The following is a 17,201-nucleotide window of genomic DNA, read 5'->3' as shown; positions in this document are numbered from 1 at the left end:
ATTATAAATCTAACAGGTAAGCAAAAATTAGAGGGGCAACAATTGTTGCATCTGATTCTATAATAAACTTAGGTGTGTTTATGTCAAGTTTACCCCAGGTAATCTTTTCATTTGGAACAGCTCCAGAGTACGAACCGTAACTTGTTGTAGAGTCTGATATCTGACAGAAGTAGCTCCAGAAAGGAACATCGTGCATTTCCATATCCTGGTAAAGCATTGGTACAACACAAATAGGGAAGTCACCCGCAATACCACCACCAATTTGGAAGAAACCTACACCGTTATCACTGTTTTTAGAATACCAGTCAGCAAGGAAAGTCATGTACTCAATACCTGATTTCATGGTAGTAGCTTTAAGCTCACCTTTAATCACGTATGAAGCAAAGATGTTACCCATTGTACTGTCTTCCCATCCCGGTACTACTATTGGTAAATTCTTTTCTGCAGCAGCATACATCCAGCTGTCTTTAAGGTCTATTTCATAGTACTCTTCAAGAACACCGGAAAGAAGCATTTTATACATAAACTCATGAGGGAAATATCTTTCACCTTTATCATCAGCATCTTTCCAAATTTGGTATATGTGTTTTTGTAATCTTCTAAAAGCTTCATGCTCAGGGATACAGGTGTCTGTAACACGGTTAAGTCCGCGCTCCAGTAAATCCCATTCCTGTTGTGGAGTTAAATCTCTATAGTTAGGTACTCTCTCATAGTGAGAGTGAGCTACAAGATTCATAATATCTTCTTCAAGGTTAGCCCCCGTACAAGAAATGATTTGTACTTTATCCTGACGAATCATTTCGGCGAAAATTTTTCCAAGTTCCGCTGTACTCATAGCACCTGCAAGTGTCACCATCATTTTAGCACCACCGTTAAGTTGCTCTTCATAAGCTTTGGCAGCGTCTACTAATGCAGCCGAATTGAAGTGCAGGTAGTACTTTTCAATAAACTGGCTAATTGGTCCTTTGTTCATTTTAAATCTGTTTATGTATGTTTTTTAAAAAACTCAAAAATAAATTATTTTTTATCGTAACCTAATATTTTTAGAACATCTTCTGCATCCTGTTGCTCAGAAAATACTTCGGTCGCTAAAATTCCGTTTTCATCCCTGTCTATCAGTATGTGTTTTGGCTGTGGGATAAGGCAGTGGTGTAATCCGCCGTAGCCGCCAATTGTTTCCTGATAAGCCCCAGTATTGAAGAAACCAATATACAAAGGTTTTTCTTTATTATACTTAGGAAGGTAAATAGCATTCATGTTTTGTTCAGAATTGTAATAATCATCACTGTCACATGTCATACCTCCTAAAAGTACTCTTTCATACTGATCATTCCAACGGTTAACAGCAAGCATAATGAAACGCTTGTTTATTGCCCATGTATCCGGAAGGGTAGTGATGAAAGATGAATCGATCATATTCCACTTTTCCCTGTCGTTTTGTTGTTTTTGGTAAAGTACCTGATAAATTGCTCCGGCGCTTTCACCTACAGTAAACGAACCAAATTCTGTAAAAATATTTGGTACATCTACATCAGCTTCTTCACAGGCAATTTTAATCTGGTTCAGTATTTCGTCTATCATATACTGGTAGTCGTACTCAAATGCCAGTGAATTTTTGATAGGGAAACCGCCACCAATATTAAGGCTGTCAAGGCTTGGGCACTCTTTTTTAAGGCTAATGTATACTTTTAAACATTTTAAAAGCTCATTCCAGTAGTAAGACGTGTCCCTTATACCTGTGTTGATAAAGAAGTGAAGCATTTTAAGCTCCAAATTCTTATTCTCCTGGATTTGTTTTCTGTAAAAAGGAACAATATTCCTGTAACCTATACCTAAACGGGAGGTATAGAATTCAAATTTAGGCTCTTCTTCGGCAGCAATACGTATACCTATCTTAAACTTACCGTTAATTTTTTCCTGTAACAGGTCAAGTTCCTCGTAGTTATCTATAATAGGGATAGTTTTGTTGTGACCGTTATTGATAAGCCTTGCTATATTGTCTATGTACTGGTCTCTTTTAAAACCGTTACATATTACAAAGGTATTCTTGTTTATTTTTCCGCTTTCCAATAGTTTCTCAACTATGTTGATATCAAAAGCAGATGATGTTTCTACATGAATATTGTTTTTAAAAGCCTCATTCATCACATATTCAAAGTGAGAGCTTTTTGTACAATAACAATAGTAGTATTTACCTTCATACTTATGTTTTTCCATTGCGTTTCTAAACCACCCTTTAGCTTTCTGGATGTTGTTAGAAATTTGAGGTAAGTAGGTAAACTTTAATGGTGAGCCATATTGCTCCACAAGCTTCATCAAATCGATGTTGTGGAATAAAAGGTTGTCTTTATTTAGGGTAAATTCTTCCTGAGGAAAATAAAAAGTCTGATTTATTAAATCGAAATATTTTGTGTTCATGCTATTAGTGAGTTTGACTGATTATAAAATTAAGAAAAACTTAAAGTGATAATCTGTTTTCAAACTCTTAAATTAGCGTACATTATTTCTAAACTTTTGTGAATATTTTTGTTAAAATATATTGGCATACCCGCACTTTTTTTCGTTAAAAGCCATAAAATACGCATAGTAGATGACACCCTGTTATCCCTTATGGTTACTGCTTTAAAAACTATATGTAGGTATTTTTTCATCGGCGCAAATGTAAAAAATAATCATTCGTATTTAAAAACAATTTCTTAAAAAAATGTTATGCTAAATAGTCATGAAAAGCTTCGGTTATCAGCTCATTGTTTACAGGCTCATTAAACGAGGCTTTCCCAATACCGTTTAGCACAACAAACAGTACTTCTCCAAATTCGCTTTTTTTGTCATGAGATAGCAGTTTCATAACGTTTTCAATGTCGGTTTGGTTAAATTCTGTTTTCCCGAATATTGAAGTTATTACTTCTTTTATTTGGGTATATTCATTTAAAGTTAATAAATCTTTTTTAAATGATATATAACTTTCCAGCACCATGCCTATAGCAATGGCTTCGCCGTGCAGTAATGTTGTTTTTTCTTCGGCGTCCAGATGGTATGATTCTATAGCATGCCCCAGTGTGTGACCAAAGTTTAATATTTTACGCAATCCTTTCTCGGTTGGGTCCTGGGTTACTACATTATTCTTTATGATTATCGATTCATATATAAGCTGCTGAAGATCGTCTGTAGTTAGTTCGTTAAGGTCAAGAAATTTTTCCCAGTAAGTTTTGTCACAAATAAGTCCGTGTTTGAGCATTTCTGCCAGTCCGGCACGCATTTCGTTCTGCGGTAGTGTTCCAAGGTAGTTAATATCCATAAGCACCGCTATAGGATTACTAATAACACCCACCTGATTTTTAATAGGGCCTAGATCTACACCGGTTTTACCGCCTACAGAAGCATCAACCATAGCCAGTAGGGAAGTGGGTACATTAATAAAGTCGATACCTCGTTTAAAGGTAGACGAAACAAATCCGCCTAAATCGGTAATCATACCGCCACCTACGTTTATCATTATACTTTTCCTGTCACCGCCCATTTCGGTAAGGGCATACCATAACTGGGTACAGGTTTCAATAGTTTTGTTTATTTCTCCGGCATCAATTTCCAGTATCTCTATTTCCACTTCGGTAGCCAGTTGCGCTAAAAAGTTAGGCAGGCAAAGCTGAGAGGTGTTACTGTCGGCTACCACAAATACCTTCGAATATTTATCGGGAGTTATGGTTTCCTGTAAAAAAGAGTAACAATCGTTATTAAAAAGTATAGGATAATGTGGGGTTTGAATAGCCTGCATAACGAACAAATTTAAATATATCGCAAAATAAACTATTTTATATTATTAAATATTGATTGTAGTGTATTTATATTTGCACAAATTTTTTAACGCAATGGAAAAAATCTTCAACAACACAGCAGTTGCATTTTCCCTTAAAAGTGATACAGAACTTGACAGGGCTTATTTCCTTTTTAAAATGATAGCTTCTGAGCCTCTTGTAAAGATAGGAACAGCAGTAACAAATTTTGCATTAAAAGTGCATTTACCTGTAGAAGGCCTTATCAGGGCTACGGTATTTGATCATTTTTGCGGAGGTACAAATGAGGAAGATTGCCTTCCTGTGGTAGACAAGATGTTTACTAAAGGTGTAACATCGGTACTTGACTACTCGGTAGAAGCAAAAGAAGATGAGTCGGAATTTGATAACGCACTCAATAAAACCCTAAAAACCATTGTTTTTGCGAAAGAAAGAGCAGCGATACCTTTTGCGGTGTTTAAGCCAACAGGTTTCGGGCGTTTTGAACTTTACCAAAAATTGGGAGAGGGCAAATCACTAAATGAAACTGAAACTGCAGAATGGAACAGGGTTATAGAGCGTTTTGAGAAAGTTTGTAAAACAGCTCATGAAATGGATGTAGCACTGCTTATTGATGCTGAAGAAAGCTGGATGCAGGATGCAGCTGATGACCTGGTTGCCGAGATGATGCGTAAATACAACAAGGAGAAAGCTATAGTTTATAACACGTTACAAATGTATCGTTGGGACAGGCTGGAGTATCTTCAAAAATTACATGCACAGGCTAAGGCAGAAGGATTCCACATCGGGATGAAAGTAGTAAGGGGAGCCTATATGGAAAAAGAAAACAGAAGGGCAGAGGAAAAAGGTTATCAAACACCTATTTGTCCGTCTAAAAAAGCTACAGATGAAAACTACGATGCTGCTATACAGTACATGGTAGACCATATAGATACTATGGCAATTTTTGCCGGAACTCATAACGAGGATAGTTCTTATAAGCTTATGCAGCTTATGGAGGAGAAGGGAATTGCTAAAAACGATGGTAAAGTGTTTTTTGGGCAATTATACGGTATGAGTGATAACATCAGCTTTAACCTTGCGGCTAATGATTATAATGTTACTAAATACCTTCCGTTTGGGCCGGTGAGAGATGTTATGCCATATCTTACCAGAAGGGCAGAGGAAAACACATCGGTAGCGGGGCAAACCACACGTGAGCTTAACCTTATTGGTGCCGAAAGAAAAAGAAGAAAGCTGGAGGAGATTTAAGCCGCCGTTTTTAATTACTTTTACAAAAAATTAAAAAATGAAATTTAAATACCGTTTAGCATACTTTTTATTCGGAGCCCTTTTAGGATGTATATTTTTAGTATTCTTTTTAAAGAAAAAGGATGCCGACTTTTGTTACCTGCCTAATTGTAGGGTTCTAAAAGATATTAGAAGTAAAAGCTTTAATGTGTCTGACGAGGCTCAGGAAAAATTAGACCAAAACTGGGTCACTATGGACGATGTAAAGAAAACTACCGAGTTTGGTGATGTAGATTTTTCAAGAAGTAAAACTCCATACAAAGGAGGTAAAATTTACATTATTGAAGGTAGAAATGCTAATAATGAGCCTATTGAGATTGAGGTGGTGAATTTTGAAAATAAGGTACTTTTAAAAGACATAAAAAAACTTTAAAATATTTTTTAAAAACACTTGCAAATACAAATACTAAGCGTATATTTGCACTCGCAATAAGGAACTAAATATAGGGACAGAATTGCAGACATATCGGGCGATTAGCTCAGTTGGTTCAGAGCACCTCGTTTACACCGAGGGGGTCGGGGGTTCGAATCCCTCATCGCCCACTAAAATCTAACTTTATTTTTTATAAAGTAAGCTAAATCACAGAAAACCTGCACTTTAAGAGTTGCAGGTTTTTTTATTTTATCCCTGTGCAGTCGAAATTTTGGAAAAATACATAGCCTTTTATGGCGCTTTTGTGGCACATTGAAAGGTTAGGCAAATGTGCCACAGAATGTGTTTTAAAATTTTGATTGTCAACTAATAAGCCTGCTTAACATCTTGTTTTAAGGACGCTATAATTCTAATTTTATTAACTTAAAAATGTTGAATTATGCTAGCAGCAAGTTTTGGGATGACCTTCTTTCTGAAGACCCCGCGAAAAGAGACCAATGAGAAGATGATTTACCTGAGGATTACCGTTGATGGAATCCCCAAAGAAACCTCCACCAGGAGAAAGTGGGATGCCACTCGATGGGATCAGGGTAAAGAGCGTGCCACAGGAAACCGGGAAGATGCCCGTACCACTAATTTCTTTTTAGATACCCTACAGACAAAAATCCACCAGTACATTAATGACCTGATCAATCACGGCAGGCCGATTACCAGCCAGAAGCTGATGGATTTTGTATTGGGCAAGTCAACTGACAAAACCATGATTGTAGAAGAGTTTCAGTTGCATAATGACGAGCTTCTCGCCTTGGTTAAAAGAGGTGAATATGCTATCGGTACACATACGCGATTTGAAATATCCAAAAAGCACCTTAAGGAGTTTGTACGGTTCAAGTATGATATGCAGGATATGGATTTTCGCGAATTGAACTTTGAATTCATTAAAGACTATGAATTCTACCTCAAAACCGTAAAGAAGATCAGCAACAATACCGCCGTAAAATACATTACCAACTTCAAGAAGATTGTGCTTAGGGCAATTGACAAGGAAATTATCAGCCATGATCCATTTAAGCGGTTTAAGGCTAAGAAAATAAAAGTGCCTAAGAAGCCTCTTAGCAGTCATGAACTGGCATTATTAGAAAACCATACCTTTTCTACACCACGCCTGGCACAGGTCAGAGATATTTTTGTTTTTCAGTGTTATACAGGATTGGCATACATCGATGCATTTAATCTCAAGAAAAGCGATGTCAAAATTGGTATTGATGGAGAGATGTGGATTATAACTGAAAGACAGAAAACAGGTAGCAATATCAATATCCCACTTCTGCCAAAGGCTAAAGCCATTATGGAATGTTATAAAGATCATCCCATCTGCGTAGAACGCAATTCTGTTCTTCCGGTAACTTCAAATCAGAAAATGAATGCTTACCTAAAGGAAATTGCTGACTTGTGCGGGATTCAAAGTACACTAAATACTCATAAGGCCAGGCGAACCTTTGGAAGCACTGTAACGCTGAATAATGATGTACCTATCCACGTGGTAAAAGAGATGCTCGGTCATCAATCGGTAAAGCAGACCGAAGAATATGCAATTACGGAACAAAAGTCAATTGGAAGGGAAATGAAGCAATTGCAGGAGCGGCTTAACAGTAAAGCACCAGAAGTGAATAACGAGTCCATCATCGCAAAAATGCAAGAGGAAATCAATGAACTAAAAGCACTACTCACAGTGAACCAAAGAGCATCATTAAACTAAATTAGAAAAGTCATGGAAAATAATTTTATAGAAATAGCACAGCTAATCAAACAAGCAAGAAAAAATGCCTTAAAAACAGTAAATACTGAACTAATAAATTTGTATTGGAATGTAGGTCTTTATATCTCTACGAAGATTAAAAATGCTGAATGGGGCGATAAGACAGTTAGGGAACTGGCTAATTTTCTTCAAAAGAACCATAGCGAGTTAAAAGGTTTCACTATAACCGGGCTTTATAGAATGGTAAAATTTTATGAGATTTACCATAATACTGCAATTGTTGCCTCACTGAGGCAACAATTGCAAGGTACTGATAATCAAAAAGATAAGTTTGTTACCGCAGCGAGGCAACAATTTGAATCAGAAGATATTAGGGATAGTATTTTGGCTAAAGTAAGTTGGACACATCATCGTACAATATTCTCAAGATGTGATACTGATGAAGAGCGAATGTTTTATATTAAATTGAGTATTCAGGAAAATTATAGTGATAGAGAACTTGAACGCCAAATTTCTTCCAGCTTGTTTGAACGGGCAATGAATAGTGAAAAACCCAAATCCGTAATTCAGTTAAAATCTAAAACAGATATAGAGCAGGTCTTTAAAGATAGTTATGTATTTGATTTCCTTAATCTGCCTGAGCGGCATAGTGAAGGTGATTTACAAAAAGGGCTTATAAACCGGATGAAGGATTTTATTCTTGAGCTTGGCCGGGACTTTATTTTTATCGATAACGAGTATAAGCTAATGGTCGGAGATAGTGATTTTTACATTGATTTATTATTTTACCATCGGGGTTTACAATGCCTGGTTGCCTTCGAGTTAAAAGCGGGCAAATTCAAACCGGAGCATATCGGGCAACTTAATTTCTATCTCGAAGCGCTTGACAGGGATGTCAAGAAAGAACACGAGAACCCAAGTATTGGTATTCTCCTTTGTAAAGACAAGAATAACCAAGTAGTTGAATATTCGTTGAGCCGGAGTCTTTCACCTACTATGGTTGCAAAATACCGAACACAGCTCCCAGAAAAGCAACTGTTACAACAGAAGTTCAATGATATTTTTGATGAAGAAGAACTAAATACTAGTCAAGATTAAAACTAAAAAGCGTTACCGATATGGTAACGTCTTTTTTTATATTTGTTTTTTAATTCAGATTAGATGTTACGATTAATCAGAACCAAACAGCAGCATAAAGATACCCTTGTCCGTATCTACAAACTGATGCAACTCGATTTACAACCGGACACAGAAGAATCCGATGAACTGGAAATCCTTTCGATGCTGGTTAAAAAATAGGAGGACGAGCATTATCCTGTTCCTGAACCCACCCCTATAGAAGCAATAAAATATAGGATGGAGCAACTTAATATTTCTGATGCTGAACTTTCCGAAATTTTAGGAGCGTGTTCGCGCAAATCTGAAATATTGTCTGGTAAAAGAAAGTTGCGCCTTTCCATGATACGCGCTTTAAAGGAAAGATTGAATATATCCGCAGATATATTGATACAATTGTACTAACTAAGTTAGTCCATTGAATGTGATTTATTTACAATTGTCGCCGCACTGCGGCGACAATTGTTTTTAGTGCTTATATAATTTTAAGTTGTCCACTAACTTAAACTTTTTGTACATTAGTTTCACATAAATCAACCTTCATGAAAATCCTTATAAAAGATGAATTACTAAGCGGAAAGTCAGTTTTTGAAACTGAAATCGACTTCGCCAGTGAGATAGTAACCGTCAAAGATCTTATATCTGAGCGGGTAAAAAAAGAGGTAGCGGACTATAATAATCGGCTTCCTGAATACTTTAATGGTCTGGTAGAACCACTTGACGCAGAAAAGACCTTAAATGGTTATAAACTAAAGTCGAAAAAGGTTATAGACGCAGAAAAGCAAATTTATATTGCTTTGGATGCTTTTCAAAAAAACGGCTTCTTTGTGCTTGTAGATAATCATCAGGCAGATTCGCTGGAAGAGCAGATTGTATTAAAAGCGATAACAACGATATCATTTGTGAAACTAACACCGTTGGTAGGAGGATAAGAATGGGAATTTTTGATAAACTTAAGACGGCTATTAAAGGTAACGCTGATGCCGGGGTAGAAAATTTTGACAACATACTGCAAAAAACAAGAGAAGAGTTTTTATTAACCAGTAGTTATTTCTATGATCCTTCAATAAACAAATTATCTGTTTATGTAGATATAGTAGGGAAATGGGAAAACAGTAAAAAAATTGACTTTGCAGTTTACTGCATTGAAAAGATATGTAGTAACGCTACTGAACGATGGGGCGGTCCGCACAACAGGATCTATGAGGAAAACCAGTTACGTTTCGCTTACATAAAGCAAATTTTTAGATCCAAGTTAACAATTAAGGGTAGTGATTTAAAACGTATAATCGTAGCTATATACAACGGAACTAATAAAAACAAGTTTAATTTTCAGGACTGGAGTCTTGCTTTTCTTCTTAATCAATTTTCAAAACAGCAAAAAGACCATTCAGTTGACCAGGAAGCTCGGGAAGCATTGACAGTTTTAAAAAAGCATCTTGAAAGTACAGCTTCTTCGTATCTTGAAAAAGAGAAAACTAAGTTGTTAGAAAAAATAGAAGACCTTCTTTTTGAAAAGGAAGAAGGGAATATCAGGTCGGTATTATTTTTAGGAGAGGATGATTTCACTCCTGTAGCTAATTCGATTATTGAAGGATTACAGGATAGGGAAAGGTTTTTATGGTATGAACTTATTGCCAAAGCACAGAAAGCAACCGGTGCTAAGCCATCTAAAAAATATATTACAGAGGCTAAAGCGGTAATAACAGATTTAGGAACTGATAAATTTAAAAAAACAGTTCAGGAACTCTTTACGACCCTTATAAACCTAAAAGAAACAGTTACGGAGCACAGGCACAACTATAGTGGCGCTGAATATGTTTATATTGAAGCTGTGTTCCTGAGCAGCCTCAATACGGAGGCGCTAAAAGGGCTGGTTTGGATGTGCTCATTATTTCACGACCAGCAAACGATACAGACCATAAGTAAGCTGGGCGATCGCTGTTTTAAAAAGATTCCGCAGAAAGGACCGTCAGCACCGGGAGTCGGAAATGCCTGCTTATATACGCTTGCTAACTCTAAAGGGCTGGATGGTATCAGCCAGCTTTCGAGGTTGAGGCTTAAAATCAAGCAGAATAACACCTTAAAAATTATTGAAAAATATATTCAGGAGGCAGCAGCCAAGCACGGCGTTACAACGCATGAAATAGAAGATCTGGCAGTAGATGACTTTAAACTGAAAGAAGGAAAAAGGGAGTGGAATGTTGGAGACTTCACTGCTGTACTTCACATTGCAGGCGTGGGTAAATCAACCATAGTTTGGTTGAAGGAAGATGGTAAAGAACAAAAATCAGTACCTGTCGTTGTTAAAAATAAGCATGCTACCCTGCTCAAAAAGATAAAGGACGTTCAAAAACAAGTTGACCAGGCTACATCGACACAGCGAGACCGGTTTGACAGGATGCTGAGAAGTAATCGTGAAATTAAGTTAGAATATTTTAAGGAAAGATATGTCGAGCATGGTTTGCTAGGATGGGTAACCAATAATCTTATTTTTAATTTTATTGGTGATGATATTACTATTCAGGCAATAAGGTCTAAAGATAAGTGGATTACTGCTACAGGAGATGAAGTTAATATTGAACAGTATACACAAGTTTCTTTATGGCATCCGGCGGTTAGTACTACCGGTGAAGTTAAATTGTGGCGTGATTACCTGATTGCTAATAAGGTATTGCAGCCCTTTAAACAGGCTTTCCGGGAAATATACCTGCTCACTGAAGCAGAGATTAATACCCGTACCTACAGCAACAGGATGGCTTCACACATACTGAAGCAGCATCAATATGTTACCTTAGCTAAAGGACGAAATTGGACGGCAAGGCTTATTGGGGCTTGGGATGGTGGTGACCAGGATACGGCCTCGTTACTTCTGCCTGAATACAATCTGCGGGCAGAGTACTGGATTAATGCACTTAATGCCGATGATGCGTTTAATGAAACCGGAATCTGGAATTACGTAACTACCGACCAGATACGTTTTATCAATACACAAACCAATGAACTTGTAGACCTCATTGATGTACCGGCCATACCTTTTTCTGAAGCGTTGCGTGATGTTGATCTTTTTGTGGGTGTTGCCAGCGTGGGTAATGACCCTACATGGCGAGATTCAGGAGGATTGCCGGCGTACAGAGATTACTGGCAGGCGTATTCGTTTGGCGATTTATCGGAAGTAGCTAAAAACAGGAAAGAAATACTAACTGGTCTTATTCCACGCCTGAAAATAGCAAACGTAACTACAATACAGGATAAATTTGTAGTTGTAAAAGGTAAACTCCGCACCTACAAAATCCATATTGGCAGTACTAATATTCTGATGGAGCCTAACGACCAATATTTATGCATTGTGCCAGACAGGAGCAAAAAGGACAACACCGGAAATATTTACCTCCCTTTTGAAGGGGATAACGGCCTTTCTGTAATATTGTCTAAAGCATTTATGCTTGCAGCAGACGATAAGATTACAGATAGTACCATCACATCACAGATCAACAGATAACGATGAGATACCTGCAACAAAACCTTGTCAGTGAATTTGGTGTCAGTGGGCAAGACAGGTTGAATAAGGCAAAAGTTCTTATAGTAGGGGCAGGTGGCTTGGGTACGCCAGTAGCTACCTACCTTGCCGCTATGGGTATAGGAACAATCGGGATAGCTGATTTTGATATCATACAGGAAACGAATCTGCACAGGCAGTTTGCTTTTGCACCTGCAGATGTAGGAAAATGTAAGACTGAAGTATTATCAACTATGCTTAGAAAGCAAAATCCAGATATAAAGGTTTACTGTCATGATGTTGCCCTGATATGTGAAAATGCCGTAGCCGTTGTAAGTGAATATGATTTGATTTGCGATTGTACTGATAATGTCAATACACGGATATTACTGGACAAAATATGCAGAGTTTTAAATAAAAAATTGCTCTACGGGGCAGTAAGAGGGTGGGAAGGTTATGTAACGGTATTGCACGGTAAAGCCCTGATAGGTTTAACTGATGTTTTCAGTGAGTCCGACTTACTTTTCGAATCACAGAATAATTGTAGTGTTTCTGGAGTGATTAGCACAGTATGTGGGATAATTGGTTGCCATCAGGCCAATGAAGTTGTTAAGATAATCTTGGGAGTGGAGTCTAATTTAGACGGGGCAATCTTTTGTTACGATGGTCTTAGTAATACTTCACGGATTTTTCGTTTGAAAAAGTAGAGTACTGACAATAACAGACAAATAAGAGCTTTAAATCTCGCACCGATGGTGCGATATTTTTTTAATTGTCGCCAAACTGTGGCGACAATTGCTCAAACCAAAAGCTCCACCTCACTTTTGTACCCCGGATTATAGGACGGAGTGTATTTAATGATCTCTAATTCCTGAAGCTCCCTTAAATACTTATGGTAAGAAGGAAGAGTCTTTATATGCGACAATGCCATTAGCTTCCTTCGGCTTACATTAATGGTTTTGGATTGTTTTTGTCTTGCGGCTAAAGTTAGTATAGCTGTTAGGAGCGCAAAATGCCAGACGTTGAGCCTGGCATCATTTTCCAGTTTGGAAAGATGGTTATGAATGTCCTTTGCTGTCATATTCCATCAGTTTCCGGTGAATAATTTCTGTAAGTCTGCCCTGTTGTAGTAGTAGGAACCTAGAACCTTTTTAAAGCGCACCTGTCCTGTCACCCTCAGGTTTTGTAAAGAACCTGCCGACATTGTCAGCATTTTTTTAGCTGCATGGCTTTTCAGCCATTCCACTTCGTCATCTTTTTTAATCTCGGGTTTTAGTTTTCTAATTTCATCAATGATCATAAGGCTGTACTGCCTTAAATCGTCTTTAGTTACATACTCACTCATAATTCCTCTTCATTTGTAATTCGACTTTCTCTCTCTATTTTGCTTTCAGCAAAACGGCACAAATAAAATTACAATACTGTTACTGATTTATCTTAGTCAAAATTTACTTATGATTTTCATTTTCAAGATATTTCAACTTCAAATGCAGTTGATGGCAACTATCCAATATCTGAAATTCCTCCATTGGCATAAGCTTTACCGCAATGCCTAAGAAATCACTAATACTTCTTGCTGATGCGACAGCTAAGTTATTGCGGCGAACCTTATTGTTAAAACAAAAGATTACGGTATAATGGCTCGCAGGCTCGTTAATTATAGTTCTTATATTTTAAATTCACTCTTTAAGGTGAAAATTTAGTATATAATCGTTGCCAAGCTTGAAACAAAATTAACTACTTTTCGGTTAAGATTATCGGATGTTAATTTGAGGTATAAAAATAAAGGCTGAAAACAATGTTTTCAGCCTTTATTTTTTGCTTTGGCTTAACTAAGGTAAATAATATTCTATTTCACCTCCTTGGATTACTATAGTTTTAAGTAGTCCTATATCAGTTACTTCGCCTTCGAAATTGCCTTTAATTTTTTTATTATTTTCATTGTATATTGTATGGTTGAAAAATAAATCATTATAATTCGCATCATTTAATACATTCTTATAAACAGAGGTGATACTTGTTACGGCTCCATCATTTACTTTTTCTATAATATTGAGATGAATGGCAAACAAATTAAAATTAGAATCTGTTGTAAAGAAAAAGAACTCAATTTTATAACTTGTTCTGTTTTCATCATTTTCATAGTCATCATATGCAATAAGGTGTTTCCCGATTACCTCTTGAGATGAGTCTTCAATAATGTCAAGAAAATAAAAATTATTTAACTCTATTTTCTTATCGTCACAGAGAAATGATACTTTTCCGACTTCTACATTTTCTGTCGAAGGTATATCGTTAGTATTATCACATGATATAAATAATAGACTAATTAAGAAAATTAAAGATCTGATATATTTCATATTAATTATTGTATTTTTCCAGGTTCAAAGGTGAATCTTACTGTACCCGTGCTGTAATTTCTAATTTTGTATTTAGAGAATCCAAAAAATCGGGGTAATGTATCTTTATCAATTAGCACGTTATCATCAAAATTAACAACTGCTTGTCCTAAATCACCATTCCCTTGTGTAAGAGTCCTTGAAATAGAGTTTGTTTCAATAGACTTTGCACTTCCTCCAAATTTCATTCCAACTTTTTCAGTTGTGCCTAAAGTGGTGTTAAGTTCGAAGTTGGTTGTATATTCAGATACATGAGTTGTGGTAGTTGGAATATCTCTAAAGAAATTTTCAAGAAGAATATTTATATCTTGAAGGTTAAGGTGATTATGTAATTTTACTTTAATGGCAATATGACTTAAAGCTTCAATTATAATAGTAAAGTTTGTTCTACTCATTAGGTAAGGCTATTAAAGAAATATAGAATGTTATATCAAATATATATAAAGTTTGGTTATTGTTTAAAATCTGAGAAAATTATTCATAATTAACATGAAGATTAAAACAAACCCTTCCCGTGTCTGTCAGGATTTGTTTTTTGGCATTTTGCCAAGAGCATGCTCTTTCAGGCATGCACTTTTAGCTATTTGTACAAACTAAAGTGACTTTTATGCTGAATACTTTTAGAGGAAAATGTTACATCTTTTGATTACTGAAACAATTGTAACATTGAGGCTTTACCATCGTGGTGTTTTCGTAATTTCCGCACTTATGGCAAACATTTTCTACATAGTGTGGGTTTTCAAAACTTGACCATATAAAATAGCAGTCATAACAGTAAGGACTATCAGGATTATACGGGATTTTATCTTCGCACCTGATGCAGAAACCTTTGGAAGTCTTTTTGTTATTTTTTTGATAATTATTATGAGAGTTACGCTCCCAATTGTTGTTGGAAAGGTAAATTCTTTGAGCAGATTGCATTATTGACTGTGCTTCCTGAGCAGCTTTATCATAAATCTTTTTGTCTTCATTGGCATCAACAAGTACTCCCATCTCTCGGTTATTCTTTTCTGAGAATTCATACATGTTCATGGATGTTATTACCATATGGTGTTCATTAAAGTAACACTTTGCATGTAGGTTGTCAGAATAGTATAATTCAAGTTTTTTAAGCTCTTCTAGCCCGCTTCTTTGATGAGGATTTAATTCATCTTTGCCGTATATTATTTTTATATTGACACCTCTGGCATTTGCGTCTTTAAGGCGGTCAAAAAGAATCTTAGAAATCTGAAGATAAGGGGAAACTAAAGTGAGGTTTTTACGGGCTTCAATAATAATGTTCTCAATATTATATGAAGTGCCGTTGGTAGTTAAAAAATCTGCCATTGGTAAGGTTGGTTAGTATTTATCTGCAATTTTAATAATCTAAGCTTACAAAAGCAAGTTTTTAAACTGAAATGAACGTGCGGATGAAAGTGTTGTGGTGGAGGTACAACTATAATATTCTTTTCGATCCTGCTTATTCTCTTCTGATTCTTTTCCATTACGAAACGGCAAAAAAGGCAGCTAAGTTATTGCGGCGCAATTTATTGTTAAAACAAAAGACTACGGCATAATGGCTCGCAGGCTCACCACCTTTCGGGACTTATTCCGTTTCCTTTTGTTTTCCCGCTGCACCGCACTTTTCGGCTGCTTTCTTTTTTACCGTTTTCTTTTGGAAAAAAAATGTGTTTTTTAAGGAGGCTGACGGCTAAAAAAGAAAAGTGATGAATTCATCACAGTTAATTTTTTTGTCGAACCCTTAAATCTTAGAAATCATTAATTACAACGAAAGGACAGGCCGTTATTCTTTTTTCAGTGTAAAGGAAAAAGCATGGCACAATTTAGGTCAGGTAGTAACTGACTACCCAACAAGCTCGGAAGCAATTAAACATGCGGGACTGGATTATGAAGTAGTGAAATCGCCACTGTTTACAAACAGTACAGAAATGCTACAGGCTACCACAGATTTGAATATTGACGAGCCTCTCACAGTGCCGAATTATTTTGCCAATGTACGCAGCGACAACAATACTGTTTTGGGTGTGGTAGGTAAAGATTACCACATAGTACAGAATCGTGATGCGTTTGCTTTTTTTGATGCTATTGTAGGCGGTGAGGATGGAATTTTATACGAGACTGCAGGGGCTTTAGGAAATGGCGAACGCATTTTTATTACTGCTAAACTGCCTGATTATATCCGTGTGGGTAATGGCGATGATGTAACCGAAAAATATATTTTCCTGACCACCTTTCACGATGGCAGCGGAAGCATTACAGCAGCCTTTACACCCGTGCGCATTGTCTGCCAGAATACACTTAACGCATCATTAAAAAATATGACCAATGTGGTGCGCATAAAACACACCTCGGGAGCAAACCAGCGTTTGGAAAATGCACATAAAGTTATGGGACTGGCAAACACCCTTAGTAACCAGTTAGAAAACATCTTTAACGAGTGGGCAACGGTCAGGATTAAAGATGATGAGGTAAAGAAATTAATACAGTTGGCACTATGCCCAAACAAAGAAACCTACGGCCTTTTAAAGAAGGGAGCAGAAGATGAATTATCGACCGCATATAAGAACATGGTGGAAGATGCTTTTTGCCTATGCAATGGTAAATGACACCCAACAAATGGATACCACTAAAGGTACTTTGTTTGGCGCTTACAATGCTGTGACGGGCTACTATCAAAATGTAAGAAAATATAAAGATGAAGAAGCTAAATTGCAATCCATTGTAATGGGAGGAACCGCACAAACAAGAGCGCAAAAAGCCTTTGAATTGTGCAGCGGTTTTGCCAAAAATGACAGCGGAATTTTTACACTGAATTAAGTAAGCATTAGAGAAAATGAAAACAGGGCAGGGAACCAAACCTGCCCCAATTTTTTTCAATCATGGTCAAAATTTGGCTATGATTGCTTTTATCTTCTCATCCGAATTACATTAGCGTAAAGCATAGAAAAGGCTGCGGTCGATTGCCTTGTCT

At 36.7% G+C, this 17,201-nt stretch carries 15 protein-coding genes, 1 tRNA gene and 1 pseudogene; 9 read left to right on the top strand and 8 right to left on the bottom strand.

Annotated features, from left to right (window positions below):
* Window position 1: 1 nt before the first annotated feature.
* From GN157_RS11520 to aroB, 3 genes are all read right to left on the bottom strand, one after another.
* Entirely contained in the window at window positions 2-973 is a 972-nt protein-coding gene (locus GN157_RS11520; protein WP_035130794.1) for a deoxyhypusine synthase family protein, read from the bottom strand.
* A 44-nt stretch (window positions 974-1,017) separates the two neighbouring features.
* Complete coding sequence (locus GN157_RS11515) at window positions 1,018-2,418, bottom strand: arginine decarboxylase (protein WP_157483543.1); 1,401 nt, start codon at window positions 2,416-2,418, stop codon at window positions 1,018-1,020.
* A gap of 289 nt (window positions 2,419-2,707) precedes the next feature.
* Window positions 2,708-3,775 carry a 3-dehydroquinate synthase gene (gene aroB / locus GN157_RS11510; protein ID WP_157483542.1) on the bottom strand — a complete coding sequence of 356 codons (1,068 nt, stop codon included), beginning with the start codon at window positions 3,773-3,775 and terminating at the stop codon, window positions 2,708-2,710.
* A gap of 94 nt (window positions 3,776-3,869) precedes the next feature.
* Between aroB and GN157_RS11505 the strand changes: the two genes are divergently transcribed.
* The 8 genes from GN157_RS11505 (at window position 3,870) to GN157_RS11470 (ending at window position 12,538) form a co-directional block, all read left to right on the top strand.
* Window positions 3,870-5,045 (top strand): proline dehydrogenase family protein, encoded by a 1,176-nt coding sequence (locus GN157_RS11505; protein WP_157483541.1) that lies wholly within the window; start codon window positions 3,870-3,872, stop codon window positions 5,043-5,045.
* Window positions 5,046-5,082: 37 nt separating this feature from the next.
* On the top strand, window positions 5,083-5,457 hold the full coding sequence (locus GN157_RS11500) for a DUF4258 domain-containing protein (protein WP_157483540.1): 375 nt from the start codon (window positions 5,083-5,085) through the stop codon (window positions 5,455-5,457).
* 95 nt (window positions 5,458-5,552) lie between these two features.
* A tRNA-Val gene (locus tag GN157_RS11495) sits at window positions 5,553-5,627 on the top strand.
* A gap of 269 nt (window positions 5,628-5,896) precedes the next feature.
* A complete protein-coding gene (locus tag GN157_RS11490) occupies window positions 5,897-7,216 on the top strand; it encodes a site-specific integrase (RefSeq protein ID WP_157483539.1) in 1,320 nt (439 codons plus the stop codon).
* A gap of 12 nt (window positions 7,217-7,228) precedes the next feature.
* A complete protein-coding gene (locus GN157_RS11485; RefSeq protein ID WP_157483538.1) occupies window positions 7,229-8,314 on the top strand; it encodes a PDDEXK nuclease domain-containing protein in 1,086 nt (361 codons plus the stop codon).
* Window positions 8,315-8,874: 560 nt separating this feature from the next.
* Entirely contained in the window at window positions 8,875-9,264 is a 390-nt protein-coding gene (locus GN157_RS11480; RefSeq protein ID WP_157483537.1) for a hypothetical protein, read from the top strand.
* 2 nt (window positions 9,265-9,266) lie between these two features.
* Window positions 9,267-11,834, top strand: a complete 2,568-nt coding sequence (locus GN157_RS11475) for a DUF4132 domain-containing protein (RefSeq protein ID WP_157483536.1) — start codon at window positions 9,267-9,269, stop codon at window positions 11,832-11,834.
* 2 nt (window positions 11,835-11,836) lie between these two features.
* Window positions 11,837-12,538, top strand: a complete 702-nt coding sequence (locus tag GN157_RS11470) for a HesA/MoeB/ThiF family protein (RefSeq protein ID WP_157483535.1) — start codon at window positions 11,837-11,839, stop codon at window positions 12,536-12,538.
* A 92-nt stretch (window positions 12,539-12,630) separates the two neighbouring features.
* Here the strand turns inward: GN157_RS11470 and GN157_RS11465 are convergent, their stop codons facing one another.
* From GN157_RS11465 to GN157_RS11445, 5 genes are all read right to left on the bottom strand, one after another.
* The gene (locus GN157_RS11465) at window positions 12,631-12,912 is read right to left on the bottom strand and encodes a hypothetical protein (RefSeq protein ID WP_157483534.1); all 282 of its coding nucleotides are present in this window, start codon (window positions 12,910-12,912) and stop codon (window positions 12,631-12,633) included.
* Between the two features lie 6 nt (window positions 12,913-12,918).
* Window positions 12,919-13,176 carry a DNA-binding protein gene (locus GN157_RS11460; protein ID WP_157483533.1) on the bottom strand — a complete coding sequence of 86 codons (258 nt, stop codon included), beginning with the start codon at window positions 13,174-13,176 and terminating at the stop codon, window positions 12,919-12,921.
* A 487-nt stretch (window positions 13,177-13,663) separates the two neighbouring features.
* Window positions 13,664-14,191, bottom strand: coding sequence for a hypothetical protein (locus GN157_RS11455; RefSeq protein WP_157483532.1), 528 nt, complete (start codon window positions 14,189-14,191; stop codon window positions 13,664-13,666).
* A 5-nt stretch (window positions 14,192-14,196) separates the two neighbouring features.
* On the bottom strand, window positions 14,197-14,625 hold the full coding sequence (locus GN157_RS11450; RefSeq protein WP_157483531.1) for a hypothetical protein: 429 nt from the start codon (window positions 14,623-14,625) through the stop codon (window positions 14,197-14,199).
* A 238-nt stretch (window positions 14,626-14,863) separates the two neighbouring features.
* Complete coding sequence (locus GN157_RS11445) at window positions 14,864-15,556, bottom strand: phospholipase D family protein (RefSeq protein WP_157483530.1); 693 nt, start codon at window positions 15,554-15,556, stop codon at window positions 14,864-14,866.
* Between the two features lie 419 nt (window positions 15,557-15,975).
* Between GN157_RS11445 and GN157_RS11440 the strand changes: the two are divergent.
* Window positions 15,976-17,047, top strand: a pseudogene (locus tag GN157_RS11440) (DUF932 domain-containing protein).
* Window positions 17,048-17,201 lie beyond the last annotated feature (154 nt).

Origin of the sequence: Flavobacterium rakeshii, from assembly GCF_009741375.1 — a bacterium.
Taxonomy (GTDB): Bacteria; Bacteroidota; Bacteroidia; order Flavobacteriales; family Flavobacteriaceae; genus Flavobacterium; species Flavobacterium rakeshii.
The sequence above is the reverse complement of the archived record's forward strand: the minus strand, read 5'-3'. Positions and strand labels throughout refer to the sequence as shown.